The organism is [Mycoplasma] gypis, from assembly GCF_016924775.1.
Taxonomy (GTDB): domain Bacteria; phylum Bacillota_I; class Bacilli_A; order Mycoplasmatales; family Metamycoplasmataceae; genus Metamycoplasma; species Metamycoplasma gypis.
Map to the genome: position 1 here is coordinate 16,266 of NZ_JAFFTD010000003.1, position 26,715 is coordinate 42,980.

Here is a 26,715-nt window from a genome sequence, read left to right on the forward strand (position 1 = left end):
TTTCCTGAATCACATACCAGTGATTCTTTTTTTATTAAAAAGTAATTAAAAAAATTCCAAAACTTCTGTTTTGGAATTTAATTAATATTAAAGATTAATCAATTTTGATTTTAACAGCTGGTCCCATTGTTGCTGAAACTGTTAAGTTTAGCATGTATGTTCCTTTAACTGCTGCTGGTTTTAGTTTTTTAATTGTTGAAATTAAAGTTTGAGCATTTTCTACTAATTGTTGAGTTGGCATTGATTTTTTACCAATTAATGAGTGAACAATACCTGCTTTTTCAGCACGGTAGTTTGCTTTACCTTTTTTAATTTCTTCAACAGCTTTACCTGGTGTCATTGTTACTGTACCAGTTTTTGGGTTTGGCATTAGACCTTTAGGTCCAAGTTTTTTCCCGTATTTTCCTAAAACAACCATCATTTTTGGATCTGCAACGATAACGTCGAAATCATATTTATCTTGATTTAAAACTTCATTTAATTCAGCTCCTGAATAAACAAAATCTGCTCCTGCTTCTCTTGCTTGTTGTTGTGAAGCTAAATCATCTGTTGCTACTAAAACTCTAACAACTTTACCTGTACCGTGTGGAAGAACAACCGCTCCACGAATTTGTTGGTCAGCTTTACGTGTATCGATGTTTAATTTAATTGCTAAATCGATTGATGCATCGAATTTTGCATATGAAGATTTTTTAGCTAATTCAATAGCTTCTTCTAATGAGTAAACAGTGTTTTTGTCAACTAATTCTCTTGCTTTTGCTAGATTTTTTGAAACTTTTTTCATTAGTTTGCACATCCTTCTGTTTCGTCGTAACCTTCAACAACGATTCCCATGTTTTTAGCTGTTCCAGCGATTGTTCTCATTGCTGCTTTAAGACAGTCTGTGTTTAAGTCTGGTAATTTGTATTCAGCGATAGCTTTAAGTTGGTCAACTGAAATTGTTGCAACTTTAGTAGTTTTAGAATTTGATGATCCTGATTGGATTTTTGCCGCTTGTTTTAATTTATATGAAGCTGGTGATGTATATGTTTTGAAATCAAATGATTTATCTTTGTAAACTCAGATTTTAACTGGAACTGGTTCGCTTCCACGGTCTCTTGTTGCGTCATTGAATTGTTTTGTAAATTCAGGCATAACAATTCCTAGACCAGCTAATGCAGGACCTGGTTTAGCTTGACCAGCGTTGAATTCCAATTTAGCTATTCTAACTAATTCTTTAGCCATTTAGTTTCCTTTCGAAATTTGTGGTGCAAATGATTCTGCAGAAATCTCCCACTTGCTAGAGACAATTTAAAAATTGCAACTGAAATTATATCAAAAAATTGCTTTTTTTCTAATCTATATTTATATACAGTCATTTCTCATTCATTTTTTGCTATTTTTACAAAAAAAATTGATATGTTGTTTCCTTTTTTTTGTTATTAATTTTTATTTTTTAACATTTTTTATTAACTTGTTGGTTAATTTTTATTGATAAAAAAAGAAAAGTCGTTATAATTGTTGATGTTATATTAGTATTGGAGTAAAAATGAAAAATAAAAAATTAAAAATTCTTCTTAGTTTTTCTTTAGTAAGTCTTGTTGCTGTGGTTGGGGCTAGCAGTTATTTTGTTCTAAAACACCAAAATAATGATGTTTCTGTTTTAAAAAACAATAAGACTGAAAATGAAAAAATTTCAAGTTCTGAAAAACCATTCAGAAACGATGTTATTTCTAATCTATTAAAAGATATTTATGGAAAAAGTTCTGGATCAATGTTAAAAATTGATTCTTTTGTTCTGGATCAACAACGCAAAGAAAATGAAAAATATATTTTCTTTAGCTTAAAAGATAATTTCTTATATTTTAATGGACTAACTTTCTTTTATGAAAATCCTGATCCTAATGATTTATATATTAATGTTTTACAAAAATCTGATATCGAGCTATCAAAAAATTCTTTTATTAATTTTATTACCAAGGATTGATACTTATTTTTAAAAACTAGAAATATGTATAAATGAGTTGGTTCATTATATAATGCACCAAATTATGATAATGCTGTTTTTTCAAAGGTTTTTCCAAACGCTGATTACACATATAAAACAACTTCCAATCATGTTGTTGAATATAAAAAACTAGACTTTGATAACTATTTTTATGATGATGCTCCAAAATCATCAAATATCCTTTTAAAATTCAGTGATAATACATTCCAAAGATTAACCATAACATATTCTAAATATTACCAAGGTGAAAGTTTTGAATGAAAACAAACTGTATATGCTGAACCTCGTTTCTTTGCTTTTGCTAATGACAAAAACGAATTTGAAGATGTTCCGTTGGATATGGCATATTCAGTCCTTTATGATGAAGCTACTGATAATATTAATTCTAAAAAATTGATCAGTTATGTTGTAGGAGATTTATGAAATTAAACAAATTATTAACTAAATCTTTAATACTTGGGTTAGTTGTTTTAAGTCCCTTAGCTGCTGTGTCTTGTATAACTAAAGAACAAAGCAATGAGCAACTACCCCAAGTAAATCAAATCCTTAGTCCTGAAGCATTTTTAAAACAAAGCGCTATTCAAACAATTCTTAATGAATACTATAAAAAAGACTCATATGAAACAAAAACAATCGAACAATTAAATCAAGAAAAAGAAGAGTATATAAAAGCACAATTATCAGAAGAAGCAATTAAAAAGCATACTCAAAATCTGGCAAAAATTTTTCAATATTATTCAGTTGCTAAATTGCAAACAAAAAGCGTTTGAGGAGCAAAAAATAAAATCAATTATTTCAATGAATTTGAAAAAATGTGAAATGAATACTTAACAAAAAATTGACTTTTTTTCCTGTACTCAATTAATAATTTAATTAGTGTGGGTTCAAGCGAAGTTATAACCCAAGAAGGAGGAGAGTTTAATCGAAGATATGCTTCTTTTTTACCTTGACAAATTCAAAATACAACAAATAAAATTGATGATTTTGCCGCTTTTATTGTTGGTGGATCAATTCTTGATCCTGAATGACTAGATTTTGAAAGTGTCAGTCCCAAAAAGGGCAATGACTGAAAAGTTTACTTCGAAACCTTTTATCTAAAAATGAGCGATAAGTCAATCGTGAGTCTTCAAATAAGTCGTGAAGAAGACCCAGATTCAAAACAATTAATTAAATCTATAAATCTTCTAATTAATGGAAGAATTTACATTTTAAAGAAAATTATTACTAAAGAAATTAGCGATTTTAACATTGCTGATATTGCAAGATATCTACTGAGATATACAAATGATATTAAATCAAAAGTATTGAGTTATTCATATCCTTTATATATTCCAAAAAAAGATGACATTAGATGAACAATTATTGAAGAAGAGTATGGTGATTTAGTACCATATCTTCCTGCTAAATACATAGGAGAAAAACATGAATAAAAAAATTAACACAAAAACCAACTTCTGAAATTTTTTAACATATTATCTTAAAACAAAAAAATCAACAATTTGACTGCCTGTTTTTAGTTTTGTTCTAACTGTTGTTCTAGGTTTAATAGGGTTAGCTTCAAAAGATTTACACACTATAAAACTAATAATTATTCCTTCAATAGTTGTTTCATTATTTTTATGTGTACTTTATTCAAACCTTGTTTCAATAAATATTTTTAAAGCCTTAGAGTTAGATGGTTTAGAACTAATTGTTACTTCCAAACCAGTAAGTCGTAAATCAATGGTTCAGACAAAAATGATTATGTTTGTTCTTATTGGTTTGATTTACTCACTAACAACTTTAATTGCTTTCGCTATTGGGTTAAGTTATTTATATAAAATTGAATCTTTTTACTACACTTGAATCGTTGTTTCATCTTTCTTTGTTAGTTTATTTGGATACTTATTTTTTGGGTTTATTACAGCAATAATTTCAACTAAATCTAACAAAAGACTTGCATCAACAATAACAACAACCCTATTTCTTCCTTTATTTTTATTAGGTGGTTTCAGTTCATATTTTGCAGAACCAACTGTAAAATCATTTGCAAAACAATTGAATAATAACTACAATAATTTAAATGCCTTTTCATTTGCAACAGACAAGGATAATGATAGTTTCTATGTTGTAAACAGAAAAGCACAAGAAGATGAAAAAGATTTTTCAAAAGAAATAAATAAATTATTCGATGAAATAAAAAATAATGCGGCTCCTTCACAAATTTTGGCTTGACTAAATATTCCATATCAAATGTCAATTATGTTTAGTCCTTATGGTAGTGATTTATTTATAAATGGAAGCAACAACAAATCACATTTCCTTGAAAATATTATCAATTATAAAAATACTAACGATCTAAAATACACATATAAATTACTTGATTCTAAGTCTTTAGAAAGCTTCAAAAATAACTCAGGTTTCTTTATTCCTAATGCACCTTTAATTGCTAATAATATTAATTTTGGTGACGAAAAATGAAATACCAATAATATTATTTATGCTTGAGAAAAAGCTGATAGTAATTACTTATTACCACAAGACTCGTTTGGGTTTTCTTCAACTAAAAATTTTGCCGGAAAACTAGATTGAAATCTAATTCAAGAAATTCTTTTAAGTAGTGAATTTAAACAAGAATTCAATAATGTTTTTAAAGAATCTATTAACTCTGACATGAGTGTTGAAGAATTTAATAATAAGATTTTTGAAAATAGAACTTCATTTATTTCGACTTTAAAAAGTGTTTTTGATACACAAACTAATGCAATTGAAGATTATGAAAAACAAATTTATGTTTACGTATCTTCATATTACAATTTATTCTTTAATTATTTTGGTACTAAGTTGCAACAAACAATAACAAAAGATTACAATTACACAGATAATCAGCCAAAAGCAAAACAATATAATGTTAAAGTTTATATTTCACCTAGTGAAACTAGAATCTATAAAATCGGTGGTTACAGCAGTTACTTACCGATAGTTGAAACTCTTACAAAAGAAAATGCTGACGACAACAAAGAAAATAAACAAGTGGCAAGAATTAAATTAACAGTCGACAGTAATGCAAACCTATTTAGTTACAACACAGATGTATTTCAAGTTGTAAGAAAACAAAATGCTGTCAGTGGTTATGCTGTTTATCCATTTTGAATTGTTTTAGTTGTTGTTTTAGGAATTACTGTTTATGAACTTCAAAAAAGAAAGGATTTTAAATAATGATTGTTGAAATTAAAAATTTATCTAAATCATATGATAAAAAAAGTAGTGCAATTAAAAGTCTAAACTTCAATATTGAAGATGGTAAATTCCATGCATTCATTGGGTCAAATGGTTCTGGAAAAACAACAACAATAAAATCTATTGTTGGAGCTTACGCAAACTTTAATGGTGAAATTTTAATAAGAGGGCACTCAAATCAGGAAGCTATTGCGAAAAAATATATTTCTTATATGCCAGAAAATCCCAACTTCCCTAAAGAACTTAATTTATATAAATATATCTATTCTTTAGGTTTATTATCAGGTTTGAATAAAAAAGATATTGAAACAAAAACAAACGAAATCCTTCAAACATTAAAAATTGATAAATATAAAAATAAAAAGCCCCTAAACTTTTCTAGTGGTGAAAAAAGAAAAGCCTTACTCGCTCAATGCTTAATCAGCAATCCAGACTTATTAATCATGGACGAACCTGCTGCAAACTTGGACCCACAAGCAAGACAAGAATTATTTTCAATTCTAAATTCTTTTGTCCAAAATGGAAAAAGTGTTTTTATATCAACACATGAATTGAATGAAGTTAATAAATTTGTTAATTATGTAACAATAATTGAAAAAGGAACAATTATCTACTCAGGCGACTTTAATTCAAAAGATAATTTAGAAAATTTCTACTTCCAAAAAATCAAAGAATATTATGAACAAAAAAATAATTAGTTTTGTGTCTGCTTCTTCTTTAATATCGCTTGCTTTTTTATCTGCGTCCTGTGGAATAAAACAAATTTCTGAGCAACCAATTAAAGTTGTGCAAAAGCAAAAAGAAGTTAATACTTTAATAGATACAGATGCTTTCTTGAAAATAATTTTTAAGAATAAAAGCGAAGAAGAAATTAACACATTTAAGCTAACACAAAGTGTTGATGATAGTTGACTTGATGATTTAAACTCAAAAATAAAAAAAGCTAATGCTTTATTACAATTAGAAAATCGTAGTTCTGAAGAAGAAATTTCATTACAGAGATATAATCATGAAATCAGTGCTCAACTCAGTCAAAAATGATATTGATATTTAAATAATATTTCAAAATTTACTTGAAAATATTCTAATTTAGTTGAAGATTTTAATAAATCTATAATCAATAAAAACGGAAGTTTTGAAGAAGATTATCTAAATAATCTAAAGATTTTTAAACATGATCCTTACAGTTTTATAAAAAATACCTATAAACCTGCTAACAAAAAAATTAAGGGTATTGAAATCGTTGATGATGTTGATAGTGATGGAAGCGGTTCTTACTATGTTCACATCAATGATTACTTCTTTATTAAAATGGAAGTAAATGTTCAAAATCAAACTCCTTTTGTTCTTATTCCTTACTACATTCAAAGATTTAGTAAAGATATAAAACCAAATTTAAAAGAATATCAAAATCTTTGACACCAATTCACTTTCCATGAGTCTACAATAGGATTAATTATTGATAAGCTTTCACAAAGATGACAAAGACTTCAAAATAAAGATGGTTATTTAATTAACTACAGACTTTCAGAAGTAGAAACAAACAAAAAGAACAATTTTCCATTCCCGTTTGGAGGGTGAAATAATTAAGCAACGTGTGTTGCTTTTTTTATATTTTTTGCTTGCATTCAGATAGTTTTTTGATAGAATAATTAATTCCTTTTTTAAACCTTATTATTAGTCTTTTATACCTTATTTGTTAAAATTAGAATATATACGTATTTTAAAAAGAAGGAAAAATATGACAATTAAAACCCTATTACAAAACCCAGAAAAATTTGATCAAACAAGTTTTTCAATTAAAGCTTGAGTTTCTACTCTGCGTGGAAACAAAAAAATTAAATTTCTTGCAATTAATGATGGTAGTTCTGTCGCAAACTTACAAGTTGTTCTAAGTGCTGAAAACCTAGATTTAGAAAAACTAGAAAACGTTAAAACTGGTGCTGCTGTTTTTGTGGAAGGAATGTTGCATCATACTCCACAAGCACAACAACCAATTGAACTAAAAGCTTCAAAATTTGAATTACTTGCTAATGTTGATGAAGATTACCCAATTCAGAAGAAAGAAACAACTTTAGACTTTTTAAGAGAAGTTCCACATTTAAGACATAGAACAAACATTTTAAGAACTGTTATGTTAATCCGTTCAACACTTGCACAAGAAGTTCACGCTTATTTTCAAAAACATGATTTCGTTTATGTAAATAGTCCAATTATTACATCAAATGACGGTGAAGGTGCTGGAGAATTATTTGTTGTTGATGATGAAAATGAAGATATGTTCTTTAAACAAAAGGCAACATTGGGAGTTACAGGACAATTACATGCCGAGTCATACGCATTGGGGTTCAAAAATGTTTATACTTTTGCGCCTACATTTAGAGCGGAAATGAGTCACACTTCTCGTCATGCAGCTGAATTCTGAATGATTGAACCAGAATGTGCTTTTTATGACTTACACAAAGCTATCGAATTGGCAGATGATTTAGTTAAAACAGTTATTAAAAATACTATTGCAAAACATCCACAAGAATTTGAATTTTTAGTAAAAAACGTTAAAGAAGATCTTTTAGAAAAATTAAATGACTTTGTTAACACAAAATTGAGCGTGCTTGAATACCGTGATGCTTTAAAAGTTCTTGAACAAAATAAAGAACTTTTTGAAGAAAAAGATTTTAGTTTTGGCGTTGATCTTGCTAGTGAACACGAAAAATTCCTTTCAGGAGAATATATTGGTGGACCCGTTGCTGTTATTAATTACCCAAAACAAATTAAAGCTTTCTATATGCACCAAAATGATGACAATGAAACCGTTGCAGCTTTTGACTTACTTGTTCCAGGTATTGGAGAACTTGTTGGTGGAAGCCAAAGGGAAACAAGATACGACAGACTTATTGCAAGAATGAAAGAAACAAACATGAACATTGAACCACTTCAATGATATTTAGATTTACGTAGATTCGGTGATGCCCAATCTGCTGGTTTTGGTATTGGATTTGAAAGACTTGTTATGTATGTAACAGGTATGTCAAATATTAGAGATGTAATTCCTTATCCAAGAACAACCGGAAACTTAAAGATGTAGGTTGCGATGTTAGAATTTATTGTACCTATTTATAACCCAGATAATACCGTTGACGAAATTGTAAGACAATTACTTAAACAAGAAAATCAGGATTTTTCAATTTCTTTTTACATTGACAAACCAACTGATGAACACCTTCAATCAATTAATCAAACAATTAACCTTCTTGGAAAAGACAGAATCAAATTAATAATTAACTCAAAACATCAACCTTTAAACAAAGTAATTTATGAAGCTTTATTAAAAACTAATAAAGACTATGTTTTTGTTCTTTGTTCAGGGGTAGAAATTGATGAAGATTTTACAAAGACAGTTTTAAAAATTATTTCTAAAAATACTCCAGATATTATTGAAGTTAAAGCAATATATCGTGGTCTTGTAAAATATGACTCACCTAACAAACCATTTTCTAATAAATTATTTGATCTAACAATAAGTCCCCTTCCTTTAACATACACATCACCTGTTTTATTTAATAAAATATTCAAAAAAGAAGTATTATTGAATACTTACAATGACTGAAAAACACTCAAATCATCTAACAAACAATACTCAGTTGATATTATTTTAAAAGCCTTCCACGAAGCAAAAACATACTACTATACAAACAATATTGAAACTAGAGACTGAAATTATCAGCTTTCAAACCTTAATATTAAAACATTTATAAACGAATGAAAAACCATTAAAAAAATTTTTGAAGACAAGGATTCGGATACTCAAGACGCATTAAAAGTTGCACAACTGATTCATTACCAAATATTTCTTGCTGGTTACATTGGTTTTATTAAAAAATGAAAAATGTTTATTGTTTTGGGAAAACAGCTTAAAACTCAAAACATTAAAGAGTTGCTTACAAAAGAACTGAAAAATTTATACGAAACCAATACTGACATCCAAAAAAATAAATACTTTGTTCAATATGCCCATAATCTTTATTTAGACCCTAAACTGGCTGATGAACAATACTGAAGCGATATTTTTCACAAAGTTTGATAATGACAAAAACAATAACAACTAATAAAAAAGCTGGTTTTTGACCAAGATTTTTAGCTACTCTTATAGATCTTTTTATTTTTATGGTTATTGTTTTCGCTTTTAGCTTTATTGTTTTTGATAACAAAACAAAAGATTTTAAAAGTGAAGGTTTTTATTATTTATGACTGTCACTAATAATTATTACAGACGCATTTATTTGAGTATTACTTCCCATTTTAACAAAAGGAAGAACACTGGGTCTTCTTTGTTTTAGATTAAAAATCGTTTCAAAACACAAAAAAGATCCTTTATGAAAAACCGTTTTAAAAAGACAATTACTTTTTGCTGTTTTATGAATTATCGTTTTTGCTTGCTGAATGATTTTCATCAGTAAAGATACTTTTGTTTTAGTCTTAAAAACAAACAAGCAAAATATTAATCAACTCAACTGAATTCAAAGAATTTTTGTGACAATTCCATTGACATTGAGCGCCCTTACCGCAATAATCAATTGAATGATGATTATTTCAAACGCTAAAAGTTCAAGAGTTGGTTGAAATGATACTTTTTCTTATTCTTATACTGTTTACGCCAACAAGTTTGAAACAATTGTTGTTGATGAGTGAAACAAGAATAAGTTAAAACCCGTTGTTAGAAAAATGCCTAACATCAATTTTAAATACTAATACACTAAAGGAGAAGCAATGGATACAGATACACTTCACATTGATGAATTAAATAGCGAACAAAGAAAAGCTATTTTACATACACAAGGACCACTTAGACTAATTGCGGGTGCTGGTAGTGGAAAAACTAAAGTTCTAACAACAAAAGTTGCTTACCTTATTAAAGAACTTAATATGAATCCCGCAAAAATTCTTGCAGTTACCTTTACTAAAAAAGCTGCTGACGAAATGTTGGAAAGAGTTTTAAATCTTGTGGGTTTTGAAGGTGAAAGACCAATAATTTCAACATTTCACGCTCTTTGTACAAAAATTTTAAGATACGAGATTCACAATATGGAATATCCAAATAATTTCAAAATCATTGATGAATCAGAACAAAAACAAATTTTAAAAATGGTTTATGATCAATTAAACGTTGACTCAGATTTATACAGTATTAGTTCTTCATTAGCTTTTATTTCAAATGAAAAAACAAATCTTAGAAAACCTAAACATAGTAAAGAATTAGCTGAAGAAGATGACTTAAGACCAGAAATTTATGATGCTTACGTTCAATATTTAAAAAGATATAAAAGCTTAGATTTTGATGATCTTTTAGTCTTTGTTCACGATCTTTTCTACAATGAAAAACACGAAAATATCCGACATAAATGAGAAAACATGTTTGATTATGTTTTAGTAGATGAATTTCAAGATACCAGTCATGTTCAGTATGACATTGTTAAAATTCTTGCTAAAAAACAAAATATCATGATTGTTGGTGATCCTGATCAAACAATTTATACATGAAGAAATGCCGATATTAATATCATTATTAATTTCCAAAAAGACTTCCCAAACCAAGAAACAATTAAACTTGAACAAAACTATCGTTCAACTAAAAAAATTCTTGATGCTGCTAATAAATTAATTTCTAATAATTCTTTAAGAGTTGAAAAGAAATTATTTACCGAAAATGAAGATGGAGAAGATATTGAATTTTATTGTGGTTTTAGTGACGAAGCAGAAGCCAGATGAATTAGTAAAAAAATTAATGATCTTAAAAGAAATCGTGTTCAATTAAAAAATATCGCAATTATTTATCGTACAAATTCTTACTCTCGTGCAATTGAAGAGCAATTAATTAGTGAAAGTACAAATCACCTTGTTGTTGGTGGAATTCGTTTCTACGAAAGAGAAGAAATTAAAGACGCTATTGCTTATCTAAGAATGATTTTTATTCCTGATGATATTGCCTTGCAACAAGTAATTAACAAGCCTTTACGTAAAATTGGTAAAGAAACTGTAAGAAAACTTTCAGATTTTGCTTTCTCAAATAATATGTCAATGTTTCAAGCACTAGAAGATAAATTTAAAGAAATTTATTCACAGTTGGGACTAAGTAGACAAACAATGGAAGGATTGGCCGACTTTGTAAATATTGTTCGTTGGGGAAAAAGTAAAATCATCAAAGATAAAATGAAAGTATCGCAGATGATTAAAAAACTGATGATTGAAAAAGTTGGTTACTTTAAAAAATTAAAATTACAACCAGAACAAATTCAGTCAAAAGAAGAAAATTTCGCCGAACTTCTTAATGCCATTGAAACATGAGAAGAAAAGAATAAAAACCGTGACATTACAGAATATTTACAAGAGATTGCAATTCTTGGTGATGACAAAACAGGTGGAGATCCTTCAAGTTCAGTATCATTGATGACAGTACACAATGCAAAAGGTTTAGAGTTTGATTATGTATTTATAGCTGGTCTTGCAGAAAAAATATTCCCACACTTTAGATCAATAACTCCAAAAGGAGAAAAGCCAACAATTTTTGGTTCTGCGCCAAAAAGATTAGATGTTGAAAACATTGAACTTATCGAAGAAGAAAGAAGACTTGCTTATGTTGCTTTTACAAGAGCTAAAAAGAAACTTTTCTTAAGTTTTTCAACGGCTAGACAAAATGAAGAAAGTCGTTTCATTTCTGAAGCAGGAATTAAAGGAAGAGGAATTTCGAAAGGAATTAGCATTGCAAGTACATTTGCTAATGGACAAGAAATTCACGAAAACGACAGAATTATTCAAGGAGATAGAATTGTTCATTCAAAATTTGGAGAAGGTGTTGTTCTTGAAGTTCAAGGTGAAATAATCAAAGTAAAATTTGATTCAGAAGGTAATGTAAAAAGTTTGACTAAAAATCATGCTTCAATAAGAAGAAAAGAATAGTATGTTTATATATTTTGGATTAAGTTTATTAATAATTTCATGTATTGTTCTCATTGTTTTAATATTTGTATCAAAACAAATTAGTAGCTCGTCTTTTGGTACAATGTCATTAAATATTGACCTGGAACAAAATAGAATAAAAACGGTTACAAACAACACAAAAAAATTAAATCAAGTTAACATTTTTAAAAATAATGATTTTGTTCATGGAGCTTGAATTTCATTTGATGATTTTGCCAAAATGTTTGACGAAGAATCAAAAAACCTTTTCTTAAAAACAATTAAAAACTGAGATAATCAGAGAAATATTGAAATGATTCTTAATATTTCACAAAATGGACTTAAACAAAAAAAATATCAATTAAGTTTCTTTTTACAAGAAAAATCCAAGATTGCTTTTTTTAGCTGAAATCTTCAAAAAAATAATACAAAAACTAAAATCTTTCTTTTAAAAAAACCTTTCGCATACTCAGAACTTAAGGAAAGTTTTTCAATTATTTATTTCTTAGAAGATTTAAAGTTTTTTCAAAGACCTGAACTTTTAACAGAAATCTATAAAAGATTACACAAAACAAAAAATGTTAAATTCGCTTTATCCAGACAGAGTAATTGTGTAGCTTTACATGTTGTGTCTAAAGATAAAAAAGAACTTACAAAAATCTTTGAAAAATATCAAAAAACAATGCGAGATATTTTTGACAAAAAATTCGCAACAAGCGTTTTATTTGTAAAGCCTAATTTTAACTTTCAGGGTTTAGAACAAACAAGACAAAAACTTTTTGATTTCCTTTCTTATACAGCCTCTGAAAAAAGATCTTTTTCTGAACTTAACTTTGGTGATTTCGCTAAAGAAAAAATTGAGTATTTTGATTCGCTTTATAAAAAGAATTGCAATTTGATTTTAAAAAGGAAATTTGTTGATATTCAAGAAGAAATACTCAATCAAGAATCTAATGTTCATTCAATACTTCACAGTTTCAAGGTTTCTAATGGTGATTCTTCAGATGAGCATTTAATTAACGTTTCATCGCTAAAGAATGAAATGATTAATAGGATATTTCCTTTTGAAACTGATGACAAGAAATTTGAATTTATAGTCATGAAAGATTATGAATTTATGTTGTTTAAAGAAGAAGAGATTAAAAACAATGTTAACAAAATAAATCAGCATTTTGTAATTTATTTATCTGTCTTATCCAATGTAAAAACTTTGTATAAAAAAATTGATGAAACAAAAAATATTGGCTTCAAAATTTCAATTGGTTTGGAATTTATTAATGAAAACTTTTTTACATTAATAAACGAGGTAAAACCTGAATATATCTTTATTTCAAAAACATTCATGAATAAAATTAATAATAATGAAATTTTTCTAGAAATAGCCAATATATTAAATTTCTGTAAAAATAATAAAATAAATGTTGTTTTAGAAAATTTAAATGTTGTTAAAGATTTTTATAAACTATCTAAAATTAATGAAAACTTTTACTACACTAAAGGAGAAAAATAATGAAAAAAATTGGTGTAATACTTGATTCTTACAGTGGTTTTACCGCTAAAGAATTAGAAAGCGAAGGCTTTCTTCTCTTACCGCTTCAATTAAATATTGATGGGAAGAATTATTTAGAGGGTTATGATATTGAAGGACCCGAAGTTTTAATGCATTTAAGAAATAATAAAGAAGCTAAAACCTCATTACCTCCTTATTTTAAAATGGAAGAGGTGATGCAATACGCTTATGAGAACTATGATAAAGTTTTGGTTTTAACAATTAATGAAAATTTATCAAGTGAATATAGTTTTTTAAAAACTATTTCTCAAGGAATTGGCGAAGAAAAATTCATTATCTTCAGTAATAATTTCAATGCTAAACAGTATATTATAGCTGCTAAAAGAGCAAAAGAAATGCTTGAAAACGGTGCTAGCGACACAGAAGTTATTCAGTTTTTAAAAGAATATAATGAATCATCTTTAAACTATATTATTCCTGTTTCTTTAAATCCTTTTATTAAGGGTGGAAGATTAAAAGGATATAAAAAAGTTTTAATGACATCTTTAAAATTAGTTCCTATTCTCAAAAATAATGAAGGTGTAACTTTTGATGGTGTTAAAAGAACAGTTAAACTTTCTATTCAAAAAACTGTCGAAAAATTATTAGATTTTATTGGCGGGGATAAAAATATTCAATTTTATAATTTCTGAATCATCCAAACAGGAGATGGACAAATTGTTGAAGATGCAAAAACTATTTTGGCAAAACACAATATCGTTCCTTCTTTTATTGCTCTTGGTTCAGCTTCAACAATGATACATGCTGGAATTGATTCAATCTCAATCGGAGTTTCTAAAAAAATATAATGTTTTATACACACGAAGAATTTGAAGAGTATCAAATTGAAAAAGAAGGGCATGTAATTTTCTTTCAAACCAGTGGAAATAAAAAAGGTATACCAGTAATTTTTGTTCACGGTGGACCCGGCGGCGGAACATCAAAAACAGATACAAAATATTTTGATCCTAAAAAATATTTTGTTATTCTTTTTGATCAAAGAGGTTGTGGTTTAAGTACTCCAAGTGCAAACATTGAAAACAATACAACTCAAGATTTAATCAGTGATATGGAATCTATCCGCGAAACCCTAAAAATTGAAAAATGAGTTGTTTTTGGTGGTTCATGAGGAACCACACTTTCACTTCTTTATACTCAAAAACACACACATAATGTTTTGGAACTTGTTTTAAGAGGTGTCTTTTTATGTCGTCAATCAGATCTTGAGTGACTATATGGTAAGAATGGTGCAGCAACATTCTTTACAAGAGAATACGAAACATTTTCAAAATATGCAAAAACAACAGATGTAACACAATTAATTGATTTTTACTATAGCAAAATAAAAAACCCTGACATCAGGGTTTCATATCAAGCTGCTAAAAAGTGAGCAGACTGAGAAATGGGTTTAGTTACTCTTTTGCCAGATCCTGTCGATATACCTAGAGTTCAAGATACAATTAATTTTTCTTTACTGGAAACACATTATTTTGCTAATAAATGTTTTATTGAAGAAAATCAAATTATTCAAAATATGGACAAAATCAAAATGATTCCAGCAACTATTATTCATGGTCGTTACGATGTGGACTGTAGAGTTTCTTCCGCTTATGAATTATCAAAATATTTTAAATATGTTGATTTTCAAATTATTGAAGGTGCCGGACACTCTTCACGTGAAAAAGGTATTGCCAAAGCTCTTTTAGAAACTATGGAAAAAATAAAAACAAAATATGTTTTATAATTACTTAAAAATTTCTAAATAAATATAAAGCAGAATTCTTTGAATTCTGTTTTTTGTATATCTTCTACTGGTACAACGATCAATAAATTCTTCCATTGTTTCGCAATTAATTTGCTTTTTAAATAGATTTTCTATTCCTTCGCTAACAAGTTTTATCGAAGCTATTTTTTGTGCCTCTCAGTTAGTTATTTTATCTTTAATTTCGTTTCAATGATTTGAAAGCCTATCTGGAACCGATTCAAAAATTACTGGTGAGTATTTAGAAACATCTTCTTTTTTATAAATTTTTTCTCTCAAATATGAAGCACTTGCAAATTCGTTAAAAGTTGTTTCTGAATGAAAAGGAATTGTTCTTTGCAAGCAAAAAGCTTCAATTGGATAATCGTTTTCGACAATTGCTTTTACATACTCTAAACCAAGAATATCATTAGGTAAAACAAACTCTTGTCCGTTGAGTGCTTTTAGAGCCTCTGACGATGCTTTTACAAAAGAATAACCTTGCTTCAATCATTGTTTTACAAGTTTATTATATTCAGCTTTTTGATGTTTGAGCGTTTGTGCTGCTTTATAGAAATTTTGGATATCTGCCGTTTCACTACCAAAAAAAATTTTATCTATTTTATTTTTATTAACTAAATCAATAGCTCCTTGAGCAAAAATGTGTGCAGCTTGAGTGGAAGACTCAAAGTCCATTCTTATAACTCCTGTCGCCCCATACTCAAGAGCTAATTGTTTTCTTTTTTCAAAATCCAAAACGTTAAAATCACCTCTTTGAGTGAAATTATCGGAAAGAATTATATAAATATTTTCGTTTGGAAAACGTTTTTTAGCTTCCTGTAGTTGGTAGATATGACCATTATGAAATGGATTGTATTCAGCTATTATTGCAACAGACATTAATTAACTCTTTCTAACAAAAATAAAACGTCTTCATTTGATAAATTTGTTTTAGAAATATTTTTTGTGTTTTTTGTTTTAGTTTCATCAAAATCCAGCAATGAAATTTTTGCATAAACTCCACTTAAATTTTCTTTTTGTTTTTTGTTTAAAGAAACTAGAACTTGACCTTGTTCAACTTCTTGTCCTTCTTTAATAAAACTTTGTTTAATAAGTTTTGATCAGTCTATTTCTGTATCAGGTGACTGAATTTCAAGGTGAATTTTAATATTTTTATGTTTAAAAATAAATTCATTTTTTTGATATGAAATAAATTTTAAAATTCCCGAAACAGGGCTATACACATTATTATCTTTTGGATCCATCATTAATCTTGAAGAAGAAATGTTAATTGTTTCTAAAAAACCGTTTACTGGTGAATACACACCCAAATATTCAATTTCTTCACATTGAGATTCAAAAGATTTCATTTGAATTTTATTTGTTTGCGAATCCATTACTTCTATTAATTCTGTTGTGGATTTTTGTGGATTTACTTCAAATAATTGAGTTTCTTTATTGTTAGAAGTATTGATATTAATTTCATTTTTACTTTTTGAATTTTCTAAGGGATTTACTAAAAAATCATCAATTATATATTCTCTTGTTACAAAATCGTCTTGTTTGTCTTTGTGAAAGATAACATAATTATTTTCTTTTTGATATTCTTCTCTAATAAATGATGAGATACAGTTTCCGCGACCAGGTGTATAAATAGCCATTTTTTTCAATCCTAAAAAGTAAATTACTGAAAACAAACAAGCTGAAATTATTGAAACAAGCAATAAGAATCCTATTCCTGATTCAAAAATTCTTTTATTTGAAGAAATACCTAATCTTATTAATTCAACAATTCCACCATTTTGAGTTTCTAGAGTTATACCGATTTTGACCATTAGAATTTGGAATACCGGTGATAAAAGAACGAATATTACAAAATAAATTAAAGGTGATGAGAATAAAACAATTGTGATCAAAGTATATTGAGTACCTAACAGAAATGATCCAATGATTGACATTATTACAACTTGGAAAGCAAACATTTTTTCAGATTTATCAGCAAAATAAATAATAAATACTCCGATTAAAGGTACGAAGAAAAGTGAATTCATTAAATTACCTAAACTATAAATTCCCATTATTGAATTATTTTTTAAATCCTTGAATGTGAAAAATACTTCACTTTTTGCAATCATTGTTTTCATTGGAGATAATTGATGAATGTTGAATATTATTGAATTTGAAAGCTCAGGGTTTATAAACATTTCTTTAGAAGAAAAATGCTTTAAAAATAAGTCATATAGAGTTTCTTTGTTTTCTATTTTTAAACTCGAATTTTGAAAAACGTCAGCATATATTAATGGGTTACCAAAATTAGTTAATTCACCAAGTTTATAAACATAAAAAGTTTCAGTCCCTTGTTTTAAAATAATGTTTTGATTAATATCAAAATGAATTGAATTAAAATCATTCAAAATAGAAGAATTCATACCAAGGGGAAGCAGTAGTTTTTCTAAAAAACCGACGATGTACGATGATGATAAATTATTTATGAAATTTGAGTTTTTTAAACTAGTCATTCCTTTTGCAATACCACCAACAATCATTAAGTAAAAAATACTAATAACAACAAAAATAACAGGTAAGAAAAACATTATGCTGCGATTAAAATTAAATCAAGTAAAGATTTTTTTATCACTCATTTTATTAATAACAGTAGATGTTAGGAATCCAATTATAAGACCGACAATTATATTAGGAGAAACATTATATAAATAGGAAGAGTTTAAAAAAGTACTAATATACGCTGAATTTATTCCTTTATAAAAAAGAAAATTAAACCCGTTTTCTGCTTTATAAATAAATAAAGATTGAACAAGAATAAAAATCAATCAAGAAATTAGAACACTGAGACTACTTAAAACATAATTTTTTGAAAAAGTTATCGCTACACAAAGTGAAACAACAACAGGAAAGAGTTGTAAAAGAACTTGGCTAATTGAATAAAGAGTATTTAAATTTTTAATTTGAATAACTGATGTAGCATCTAAAATATTGTCTTCTTTTATCATATAAACTATTGTTCCAAAAATAGAAACGACAGTTAAATAAGCCAATGGTAAAACCAACGCTCTCAATAAATTCCCAAAAAAAGTCGATTTTTTTTGTAAAAAAGGGCTTCTATTAACATTAGTTCCAAATTGAATATTTTTTTTAAACTTCTGCACTCACGACATATTATCTCCTTGTAATTATTCTTTAAATTATAAATTAATATTTTTTTACTATGTTTTATTTAATAAAATCTCATAATTTGAACTTTTTGTTTTTTTAAACAATGTCTATAACTTTTAATTAAAGACATTTTCACTACACTTTAAAAATAATAAAAAGAATCTTATATACAGACTTTTTTTTATTTATTTACATTAATTTACACATGTTATTAAAATTATTAATTTAAAAAAATAAAAAACGAAAAACAAATATTAAAAACTGATAAATAAAATAATTAATAAATATATAATATTAAATATTATGTGAGATACAATAGCTGCTATTAGTTCTGGAAAAATAAACCAAGCAGTTTCTTTAATAAGAATCTGTGGACCAGAAGCAATTGAAATAATTAAAAAAATTTTTAAAGGTAAAGAAGGAAAAAATAAAGAAATAACTTTTGGGTATATTGTTGATGATGAAAAAGTTATCGACGAAGTTTTGGTTTCTTGATTCCCTGGTAAAGAAAATTATGTAGGTGAAGATACTGTTGAAATTAATGCCCATGGTGGTGTTGTTGTTACAAACATGATTTTGCAACTTATTTTAAGTAAGGGTGCGAGATTAGCATATCCTGGAGAATTTACAAGAAGAGCTTTTTTAAATGGAAAAATAAATTTAATTAAAGCAGAGGCTATTAATGATTTAATTCACGCCAAAACTGAAAAACAAGCAACTCTTTCAATTCAAAAATTTGACTCGAGATTATCCACAAAAATGAACGACTTTCTAAAGGATTTGGGGTTGTTAATTGGTCATTGTGAAGTAAATATTGATTATCCCGAAATGACAGACATTGAAGAACTGAATAACATAACTATAATTCCTAAAGTTAAAAATCTTCTTAAACAAATGAAAAGTATCTTAACAACAAGTAAAGATGCGCAAAAAATATTTGAAGGAATAAAGATTGCAATTGTCGGACAACCTAATGCCGGAAAATCTTCACTTCTTAATGCTTTGTTAAATGAAAATAAAGCAATTGTTACTGATATTGAAGGAACAACAAGAGATATTGTTGAAGGAAGCTTTCAAATTGATGGAGTTTTATTTAAATTAATAGATACAGCGGGAATAAGAGAAACAGAAAACAAGATTGAAAAAATAGGAATAGATAAAGCTAAAGAAGTTATTAACCAAAGCGATATTGTTTTACATATTCTGGACACAACAAAAATAGCAAACAAAGAAGATGATTTGATTAAGAATTTATCTGAAAGCAAAAATTATATTCAGGTTTTTAATAAAGTGGATGTATCAGGTTTTAATAATCCTAATGAAATAAAAATTTCAGCAAAAGATAAAAATATTGATGAATTAATTTCTGCTTTAAAAAATGTTTATAAAGAAATTGACTTAAATAGCCCAGATTTAATCTATAACGCACGCCAATTGGCTTTAGTTAAAAAGGCTCATTCAAACTTAAAAGACTGCTTAGAGGCTTTAAAAAACGGTTTTGGGCCAGAGGTTGTTATTGTTGATTTAACAGAAGCATGAATGAGTATTGGTGATATTTTGGGTAAAAATTCAAAAGAAGATTTATTAGACACAATTTTTTGCAATTTCTGTTTAGGGAAATAAATGTATACAATTGGACAAATTTTAAAAAATCAAATTGCTTCAGAATACACATATGAAGGAATGGGTGCTATTAGAAAAGAAACTTATTCTATTTTTGTTTATGGACTTTTAGAAGGTGAAGAAGCGGATATAAAAATAACAAAAGCAAATTCTAAATACGCTTTTGCTGAAATTGATAAATTGCACAAAAAATCACCCCTAAGAACCCTTGATTTTAATGATGATTTAATGAAAACGGGTGCTAACCCTCTTGCTATCTTACCTTATGAAGAGCAATTGAAATTTAAAGATAATGTTGTTTCTTATTTATTAAAAAGACAATTAAATAAAGAACTTTCTAAACCAATTGTTCCTTCAAAAAAACAATGACACTATCGTAATAAAGTTGTTGTTTTTTTAGAAAAACAAAAAATCTATAAAATGGGTTTATTAAGAAGAAATTCTCACAAGATAATTGAAATCAAAGATTATAAATTAGCTAACGAAAAAATCAACGATATTTTGAAGTGAATATCTTTTAATATCAATAATTTCACTTTTGAAACTGAGATAACAACCATTGCACTGCGTTATTCGGAAGAAAATGATGCAACTCAAGTAATTTTTGTTACTAAGAGTAAAAATAAAATTAACACTGATTTTTTGAATTCTTTAAAAGAAAAATTTCCTTATATTCAGTCAATAATGCACAATATAAAAAATTTAAAAAACAAAGATGATTTGTTAGGTGTTGAATGAAAGAATATTTTTGGAGAAAATTACATTACAGAAAAATTAAAAAATTTTAAATTTGATATTTTATGAAATGCATTTTTTCAAGTTAATAAATATCAAGCGGTTTCAATGTTTGAAAACCTTGTTTCAAAATTAGAATTAAACACAGATGACATTGTTTTAGACGCTTATTGTGGTACTGGTACAATTACTTCTTTTTTGGCTCAAAAAGCTCAAAAAGTTATTGGAATAGATATTTCTGAAGCATCAATCCAAAACGCTATTAACTCGAAACAAATTAATAATATTCCTAATGTTGATTTTTATTGTGGTGATGTTGATAAAACAATAAAAGAATTAAAAAAACAAAATAAAATGAATTTTTCTTGCATTGTCATGGATCCCCCAAGATCAGGCATAACTGATGATTTTATAAAAACAATTGATTTTGTTAAACCAAAAAAATTAGGATATATAAGTTGTAACCCTCATACCTTAATAAGGGACTTAGTAAAATTAGAAAAAATTGGTTATGAAGTAGTTTTTATCCAAAACCACGATATGTTTCCACAAACTAATCATATTGAAACAGTAACTTTTTTAATAAAAAAAGAAGATTAAAACTAAAAATAATCCAAACAACGGTAAGTGAACCGTTGTTTTTTAATAAATACAAACAATAAAAAACAGCTCTTTTTAATGCTTGAAAAAAGTAAGCCGTATAATTAAAATATGAAAAGAAAAGTTTAAAATTTAAAGGAGTTAAAAAAAGATATATAGCTTAATATATCTAAAAAAAATATGTCACTACGTTTTACTATAGATTTAGGTTCTAAAAAGAAAGAATTTGATATAAAACAATTAGCTTCCGAAGATATTGAGTTCGGATATTATGATAATGAATATCGTTTAGAGGAGGGGGCTTTCGGTTCCCCAACCATTTTTTATGATAAAAATAAAATAGGTCGTGGAATCGGAATTGTAAAAGAAAAATCAAAATTATCTTTTATAAACAATGTTCCATCAACAAAGAGAGATATTGATTTAATGTTTGAATTAATTAAAAAAACCATAGAAATTACAGGTGCAAAGAACGTTCATTTTGACGATAAAAAAATTGAAATTAGTTTTTTAGATGGTTTAAAAGAAATAGTTGAAGGGATTCATAAAGAAAATTTATATCTTTTGGAAGAATCCATAACTCAATCAGACGGTGATAATACAGTATATATTTATGGAGCAAAACATATTGTATCGTTAGGGATTGAAGAGGCAAAAAAATGTTCTAAAGATTGAAAAGAATATGAAAATTATCTACATGAAGTTCAATCTATAGATGTTTATTATGCACAACCGTTCTTAACATCAAAAAACAACGAAATAGTTGCATTTTACACCTTAGGAAACGAAATTCCTTCTTCACTTCCATTTCAGAAAGATTTCTTTATCGATAAAGAAAACAATGTCTCAAAATTTAAAATATGTTTCTTTGATGTGGAAAAACAAGAAGTTTTTGGAATGATTGCTTACGAAGAGTTTTTAAAAAACATAGACACAACTAAAAAACATGATGCTCAGAGATTTATAATTGAACTAAATATAGATGAAATGAAATCATTAATTGAAAAATATGGTGAAAACATGTAAAAAAGTTGACATTTGTGTCAACTTTTCGTTTATTTTAATTATTTGTATTGCTGTTAATTTCAAAAGACTTTTCTGCGGTTTTTCTAATATAATATTCTTCTTTTTCACCGGGAAAAAGAGTTCATGGTAAGAAATTGACTATTACTTCACCATTTGGTTTTTGTAATGAATCATTTCCAACAAAAATTGAATATCCATACTTTACACCCTTAACTAAAAAGTAATCTAAAAATTTTATTGTTCTTTGCTCAGGGTCAGAGATTTTGTTTAATTCACCAATAATAATTTCATTGTTTTGATCTTTGTTTTTTGGCGTGAATGTAATATCTTTCACAAAATTTAAATCATTATTATCAATAAATTCTTTTTTTGTTTCTTTAAAACCTTTAAATTCAACATCAAAAATTTTTATTTCTTTATTTGAATTATTATTTATTTGAATTGTTAATAAAACGATATTGTTCGAAACATCTAAAACAAGGTTGTAAAATCTTGCTTTAAGATTAGAATTTGTTTCGAATTTTGCATCAATACTAAAAAACTTAGAAACAAAATCTGAGTGAATATCTCTTTTATTTTTAAATGTTTGAACAAATTCTTTTGCGGTTATTGTAGAGACTTCAGGTTTTGGTGTGATTGTTATAAAGTTATTAATTTCTTTTCGATTATAAACCTTAAACTTATAATCATATGATTGTCAGAATTTATCTTTTTTGTAGGAAACAACAGAAGCAATTGTAATACCAGCAACAAAAGCTGTTGCCAAACCCAAGAAAATTCATTTAGAATGTTTTGGGTTTCATTTTTTACGGATTTTTTTTGTTTTTGGTAATTCTTCACCATCGGGAGAATTTTTGAAATCATCTTCTTTGTATGTGTTATTAAATTTCATCAAAAGGGTTCTCGCTTAATTCTATTTCTTGAGTTACTTCTTGATTTTGTGGAATTGTAATTTCTTGAATTTTATTTTCTGTGTATCCGAAGTATTTTTTAATTCTATTTTCAACATCTTCTACAATTGCTTTTTTGTTTACTTTTCAATCTATTTCACTAACTAATAAGATAGGGTAATTTTTTGAATACAAGAAGTTTAATTTATCAAAGAATTTGATATATTGTTTACCATCACCAGCATATGGATAATCATCTATCATAAATCCAACAATAATATTTTTTGTTTGTTCTTCAACAAGCGCAATGCTTATTTTTTTTGTTCCAATTGAATGTTCTACTTCGATTGACACTTCAGAATATTTTTTAACCAAAGGTTGTAATCCTCTATAAATTTCATCAATGACAGTTAAACTGGTGTCAATATCTGTTGTTCTTGTTCAGTCATCATGCACCGTTGTATCAATATAATTTTTCTTTTTAGTTTCATTAAGGTCTAAAAATCTTAATCATTCTCTTAAAACAATTAAATCTTTTGAAGAAGTTTCGTTTAATTTGATATCATCTGCAAAAATTGACTTAATAACAATCATTTTTTCTTTAGCACGACTAATAGCAACATTTAAAGCATTTTTTCCACCAGGTCTAGCAACATATGTTGAACTTAGGTTAGTTGTTGCGTCATAAACAACACTAATTATTACTAAATCAGCTTCATCACCCTGTATGTTTTCAATATTTTTCAGTGATAATCTATCTTCTTGTAATGCTGATTCTAATTCTGGATATTCAGCAAAAATTTTATTAAAAATGTATTCTTGTTGTTTGGCATTAAATACAAGAAGAATAACCTTTTTGTATTTATCAATATTTTCAAGAACTTTTTCAATTGCTAAATTAGCTTCTTTTTCATTTAGTGAGTTATCTCAAATACCATCTGTTTGAATAACTTCAATAGTTTTTTCTTTGTTGTCAATTAAGTAATCATCAATAACGTCTAATTTTGAATCATAGAACAATTTTGAACTAAATGTCATTAATGAGGCTCTTTTTGAACGATAGTTTTTATCTAGCAATACTTTATAAACACCACGAGCTAGTGCATAATCTAAAAGACTTTCAATATTACCAAAATCATCATCTTCTTCAGTTGCATATGAAGCACTGAATCATTTAGTTGGTTGCATTTGTTTATCATCACCAGCAAGAATTTTTCTTTTAGCAAGGTAAAGGATAGGAATTCCTTTTTCAAGGAAGATTTGACTTGATTCATCTAAAACAGCATAATCGAATTCATTTTTGTTTCACATTGACAAGTCAGTGTCTGGTGTTGTAACAATAATTGAGAAAAGTTTTTTGATCATGTTTTTGTGTCTGTGGAAAAATTTGAAAGGTTTCATATTTCCACTTCTTACAGAAAGAGCAAAATCACGATATTCTTTTTGTTCTTCTTCAGTAAATGAAGACATTTTATCAACAGTTCTTTTAATTAGCATTTTTGCTAATGTTTTTGAAGAGTTAATTTCCATTGTCTTATTATTTAATTGAAATTTGTAAAATTCATCAATTTTTTTAAGAGAATCAATATCAATTGTGTGAATATTTTTGATAGCTCCGTTAATGTCAATTTTTAATAAATTAGGATTTTTTGCAATTAAAGAAGCGGCTTCTTTAATGTTTTTTGGATAGAAATTAATCATTGAGAAAACAGCATTTTGTTTCTTTTCAAGATTTAATTCATACAATTCTTTAACAATTTCAGCATAATCGTTTGAAGAAGGATTTATATTGTATTTTAAGTAAGGATCTAATTGTTTTAAATCTTCAATTGTTTCTTGATTAATTTCAGCAGCAAACATTGTTCCGTAAGTGCTGATAACGTTTTCATAATCAGGAATATTTTTTACTTCTCTAGCAAGCTCTACATATCTTTTTGCAATTCTTGGCATTATTTCAAAATTATCTTCAGGAGCAACATCTTTAAAGTTTTCTACTTTGTTTAAGAAATTTTTAAGAGGATCATAGAAAACATCTAATTTTAAATTTTTGTCATTAAGGATAAAAATACAGAAAATTGAAAGATCTTTTAATCTTGTTCTTAAAACTTCTAAAGCAGCTCTTTTTTGACTAACTACTAAAGCGGTTCTATCTCTTGAGAGAATATTTGCTAAAAGATTTGAAATGGTTTGACTTTTTCCAGTACCAGGAGGACCTCAAATAACAGTATCTTGGTATAGAGCACTAACTGTTGCACAATCTTGTGAAAAATTTGTTTTTTGAATTTTAAATAGTTTAAAGTTTTTATTAAAGATAACATCATCCACTTTATTACGGTATGTGTTTTTATTGAAGTTTGTTGCAAGAATTTCATCTAATTCGTCATTCTCAATTATTTTTTTCATTTGATTTCACAGGTAACCACTTGATACATTGAAAAATCCAAGAATTAAACCTTCGTGGAAAACAATATTTTTATCAAGAAAATTAGCAGTAACTTTAGGTATTTGAGCTTTAAAGTTTTCAGGTATTTTAAAAATTTTGTTTCATGAATTTTTAAAATAGTTATAAACATCATAAATTGATTTGTTTGTGAAATCGTATGAAGTTGTATCTAAAGAGTAGCCAAATTGTTGTAAAAAGGCAACAAGTTTTGAATTAACCTTAACCTCAGAAGCAGATTTTAAGTAAACTTGAGAGTTTTTGACTTCAATTGTTACTTCTTTAAAAAATAAAGGTGCAAAGATTTCTTTCTTTTCAGTATTTACACCAACAAAAAAGAAACCAACATGAAGAGGTCAGATATTTGTTTCAATGTTAATGTCTTGCGCTTTTTTTAATATTTTTTTTCATTTGGTAATTGATTTTTGGAATCTGGTTTCTAAGGATGTAACGAGTTGTTGTCTTTCATGTTCGAAGTCAGTTTGAATTTTTTCAACCGATTCTTCGGGTACTTGTAAATCGAAGTCGGTATAGTGGGCAAAAACTTCTTCAGGAGTTTGAGAAAGTCTCACCTTTTCCATTAAATCCTTGTGTCCGAATTCATTAAATAGAATATTAAAGTCATGTCTTGAACAAATTTTTTCAAAAGTTTTTTCACCACTCATTTTAAAGATATCAAAAAACTTTTCATTGTCTACCGAACAATAAAGGGAAGAGTCATTGTTATTGATATCTAAAAGATTAGTGAGCAAAAAATCATAATTATTTTTATCCATA

Annotated in this window: 21 protein-coding genes; 15 read left to right on the plus strand and 6 right to left on the minus strand. The window is 27.1% G+C overall.

The genetic code is table 4. The annotated features are described in order from the left end of the window. Positions 1-94 precede the first annotated feature (94 nt). Both rplA and rplK read right to left on the minus strand, forming a co-directional pair. Entirely contained in the window at positions 95-784 is a 690-nt protein-coding gene (rplA, locus tag JV175_RS02555) for a 50S ribosomal protein L1 (RefSeq protein WP_205499201.1), read from the minus strand. Continuing rightward, on the minus strand, positions 784-1,224 hold the full coding sequence (gene rplK / locus JV175_RS04120) for a 50S ribosomal protein L11 (RefSeq protein ID WP_205499203.1): 441 nt from the start codon (positions 1,222-1,224) through the stop codon (positions 784-786). The genes rplA and rplK overlap by 1 nt, the downstream gene beginning before the upstream one ends. Positions 1,225-1,528: 304 nt before the next feature. Here rplK and JV175_RS02565 point away from each other — a divergent pair, with 304 nt between their 5' ends. The 12 genes from JV175_RS02565 (at position 1,529) to pip (ending at position 15,453) form a co-directional block, all read left to right on the plus strand. Beyond that, the gene (locus JV175_RS02565) at positions 1,529-2,416 is read left to right on the plus strand and encodes a hypothetical protein (RefSeq protein WP_205499206.1); all 888 of its coding nucleotides are present in this window, start codon (positions 1,529-1,531) and stop codon (positions 2,414-2,416) included. After that, entirely contained in the window at positions 2,407-3,417 is a 1,011-nt protein-coding gene (locus tag JV175_RS02570) for an aromatic motif membrane protein (protein ID WP_205499213.1), read from the plus strand. Before JV175_RS02565 ends, JV175_RS02570 begins: the two co-directional genes overlap by 10 nt. Continuing rightward, entirely contained in the window at positions 3,410-5,185 is a 1,776-nt protein-coding gene (locus JV175_RS02575; protein ID WP_205499215.1) for an ABC transporter permease subunit, read from the plus strand. The genes JV175_RS02570 and JV175_RS02575 overlap by 8 nt, the downstream gene beginning before the upstream one ends. Then, the gene (locus JV175_RS02580) at positions 5,182-5,904 is read left to right on the plus strand and encodes an ABC transporter ATP-binding protein (RefSeq protein WP_373422486.1); all 723 of its coding nucleotides are present in this window, start codon (positions 5,182-5,184) and stop codon (positions 5,902-5,904) included. Before JV175_RS02575 ends, JV175_RS02580 begins: the two co-directional genes overlap by 4 nt. Continuing rightward, the gene (locus tag JV175_RS02585; RefSeq protein ID WP_205499225.1) at positions 5,885-6,796 is read left to right on the plus strand and encodes an aromatic motif membrane protein; all 912 of its coding nucleotides are present in this window, start codon (positions 5,885-5,887) and stop codon (positions 6,794-6,796) included. Before JV175_RS02580 ends, JV175_RS02585 begins: the two co-directional genes overlap by 20 nt. Positions 6,797-6,947: 151 nt before the next feature. Next, positions 6,948-8,291 carry an asparagine--tRNA ligase gene (gene asnS / locus JV175_RS02590; protein WP_205499234.1) on the plus strand — a complete coding sequence of 448 codons (1,344 nt, stop codon included), beginning with the start codon at positions 6,948-6,950 and terminating at the stop codon, positions 8,289-8,291. A 6-nt stretch (positions 8,292-8,297) separates the two neighbouring features. After that, positions 8,298-9,290: a glycosyltransferase gene (locus tag JV175_RS02595; RefSeq protein WP_205499235.1), complete on the plus strand. Its 993-nt coding sequence runs from the start codon at positions 8,298-8,300 to the stop codon at positions 9,288-9,290. Then, positions 9,290-9,955, plus strand: coding sequence for an RDD family protein (locus JV175_RS02600; RefSeq protein ID WP_205499243.1), 666 nt, complete (start codon positions 9,290-9,292; stop codon positions 9,953-9,955). Before JV175_RS02595 ends, JV175_RS02600 begins: the two co-directional genes overlap by 1 nt. Positions 9,956-9,973: 18 nt before the next feature. After that, positions 9,974-12,160 carry an ATP-dependent helicase gene (locus JV175_RS04195; protein WP_205499256.1) on the plus strand — a complete coding sequence of 729 codons (2,187 nt, stop codon included), beginning with the start codon at positions 9,974-9,976 and terminating at the stop codon, positions 12,158-12,160. 1 nt (position 12,161) lies between these two features. Next, positions 12,162-13,670 carry an MHO_4530 family protein gene (locus tag JV175_RS02610; protein ID WP_205499258.1) on the plus strand — a complete coding sequence of 503 codons (1,509 nt, stop codon included), beginning with the start codon at positions 12,162-12,164 and terminating at the stop codon, positions 13,668-13,670. Beyond that, positions 13,670-14,518 (plus strand): DegV family protein, encoded by an 849-nt coding sequence (locus JV175_RS02615; protein ID WP_205499268.1) that lies wholly within the window; start codon positions 13,670-13,672, stop codon positions 14,516-14,518. The genes JV175_RS02610 and JV175_RS02615 overlap by 1 nt, the downstream gene beginning before the upstream one ends. Further along, complete coding sequence (gene pip, locus JV175_RS02620) at positions 14,518-15,453, plus strand: prolyl aminopeptidase (RefSeq protein ID WP_205499269.1); 936 nt, start codon at positions 14,518-14,520, stop codon at positions 15,451-15,453. The genes JV175_RS02615 and pip overlap by 1 nt, the downstream gene beginning before the upstream one ends. Here the strand turns inward: pip and JV175_RS02625 are convergent, their stop codons facing one another. After that, positions 15,454-16,350 (minus strand): nucleotidyltransferase, encoded by an 897-nt coding sequence (locus JV175_RS02625; RefSeq protein ID WP_205499271.1) that lies wholly within the window; start codon positions 16,348-16,350, stop codon positions 15,454-15,456. Beyond that, positions 16,350-18,461 (minus strand): hypothetical protein, encoded by a 2,112-nt coding sequence (locus JV175_RS02630; protein ID WP_205499275.1) that lies wholly within the window; start codon positions 18,459-18,461, stop codon positions 16,350-16,352. The genes JV175_RS02625 and JV175_RS02630 overlap by 1 nt, the downstream gene beginning before the upstream one ends. 466 nt (positions 18,462-18,927) lie before the next feature. Between JV175_RS02630 and mnmE the strand changes: the two genes are divergently transcribed. From mnmE to JV175_RS02645, 3 genes are all read left to right on the plus strand, one after another. Beyond that, positions 18,928-20,247, plus strand: a complete 1,320-nt coding sequence (mnmE, locus tag JV175_RS02635) for a tRNA uridine-5-carboxymethylaminomethyl(34) synthesis GTPase MnmE (protein ID WP_205499279.1) — start codon at positions 18,928-18,930, stop codon at positions 20,245-20,247. Next, positions 20,248-21,582, plus strand: coding sequence for a 23S rRNA (uracil(1939)-C(5))-methyltransferase RlmD (rlmD, locus tag JV175_RS02640; RefSeq protein WP_205499283.1), 1,335 nt, complete (start codon positions 20,248-20,250; stop codon positions 21,580-21,582). A gap of 180 nt (positions 21,583-21,762) precedes the next feature. Then, positions 21,763-22,608 (plus strand): DUF4299 family protein, encoded by an 846-nt coding sequence (locus JV175_RS02645; RefSeq protein ID WP_205499286.1) that lies wholly within the window; start codon positions 21,763-21,765, stop codon positions 22,606-22,608. A gap of 34 nt (positions 22,609-22,642) precedes the next feature. Here the strand turns inward: JV175_RS02645 and JV175_RS02650 are convergent, their stop codons facing one another. Both JV175_RS02650 and JV175_RS04405 read right to left on the minus strand, forming a co-directional pair. Further along, complete coding sequence (locus JV175_RS02650; protein ID WP_205499287.1) at positions 22,643-23,500, minus strand: hypothetical protein; 858 nt, start codon at positions 23,498-23,500, stop codon at positions 22,643-22,645. Next, positions 23,490-26,714: an AAA domain-containing protein gene (locus tag JV175_RS04405; RefSeq protein WP_205499291.1), complete on the minus strand. Its 3,225-nt coding sequence runs from the start codon at positions 26,712-26,714 to the stop codon at positions 23,490-23,492. Before JV175_RS04405 ends, JV175_RS02650 begins: the two co-directional genes overlap by 11 nt. Position 26,715: the final 1 nt, after the last annotated feature.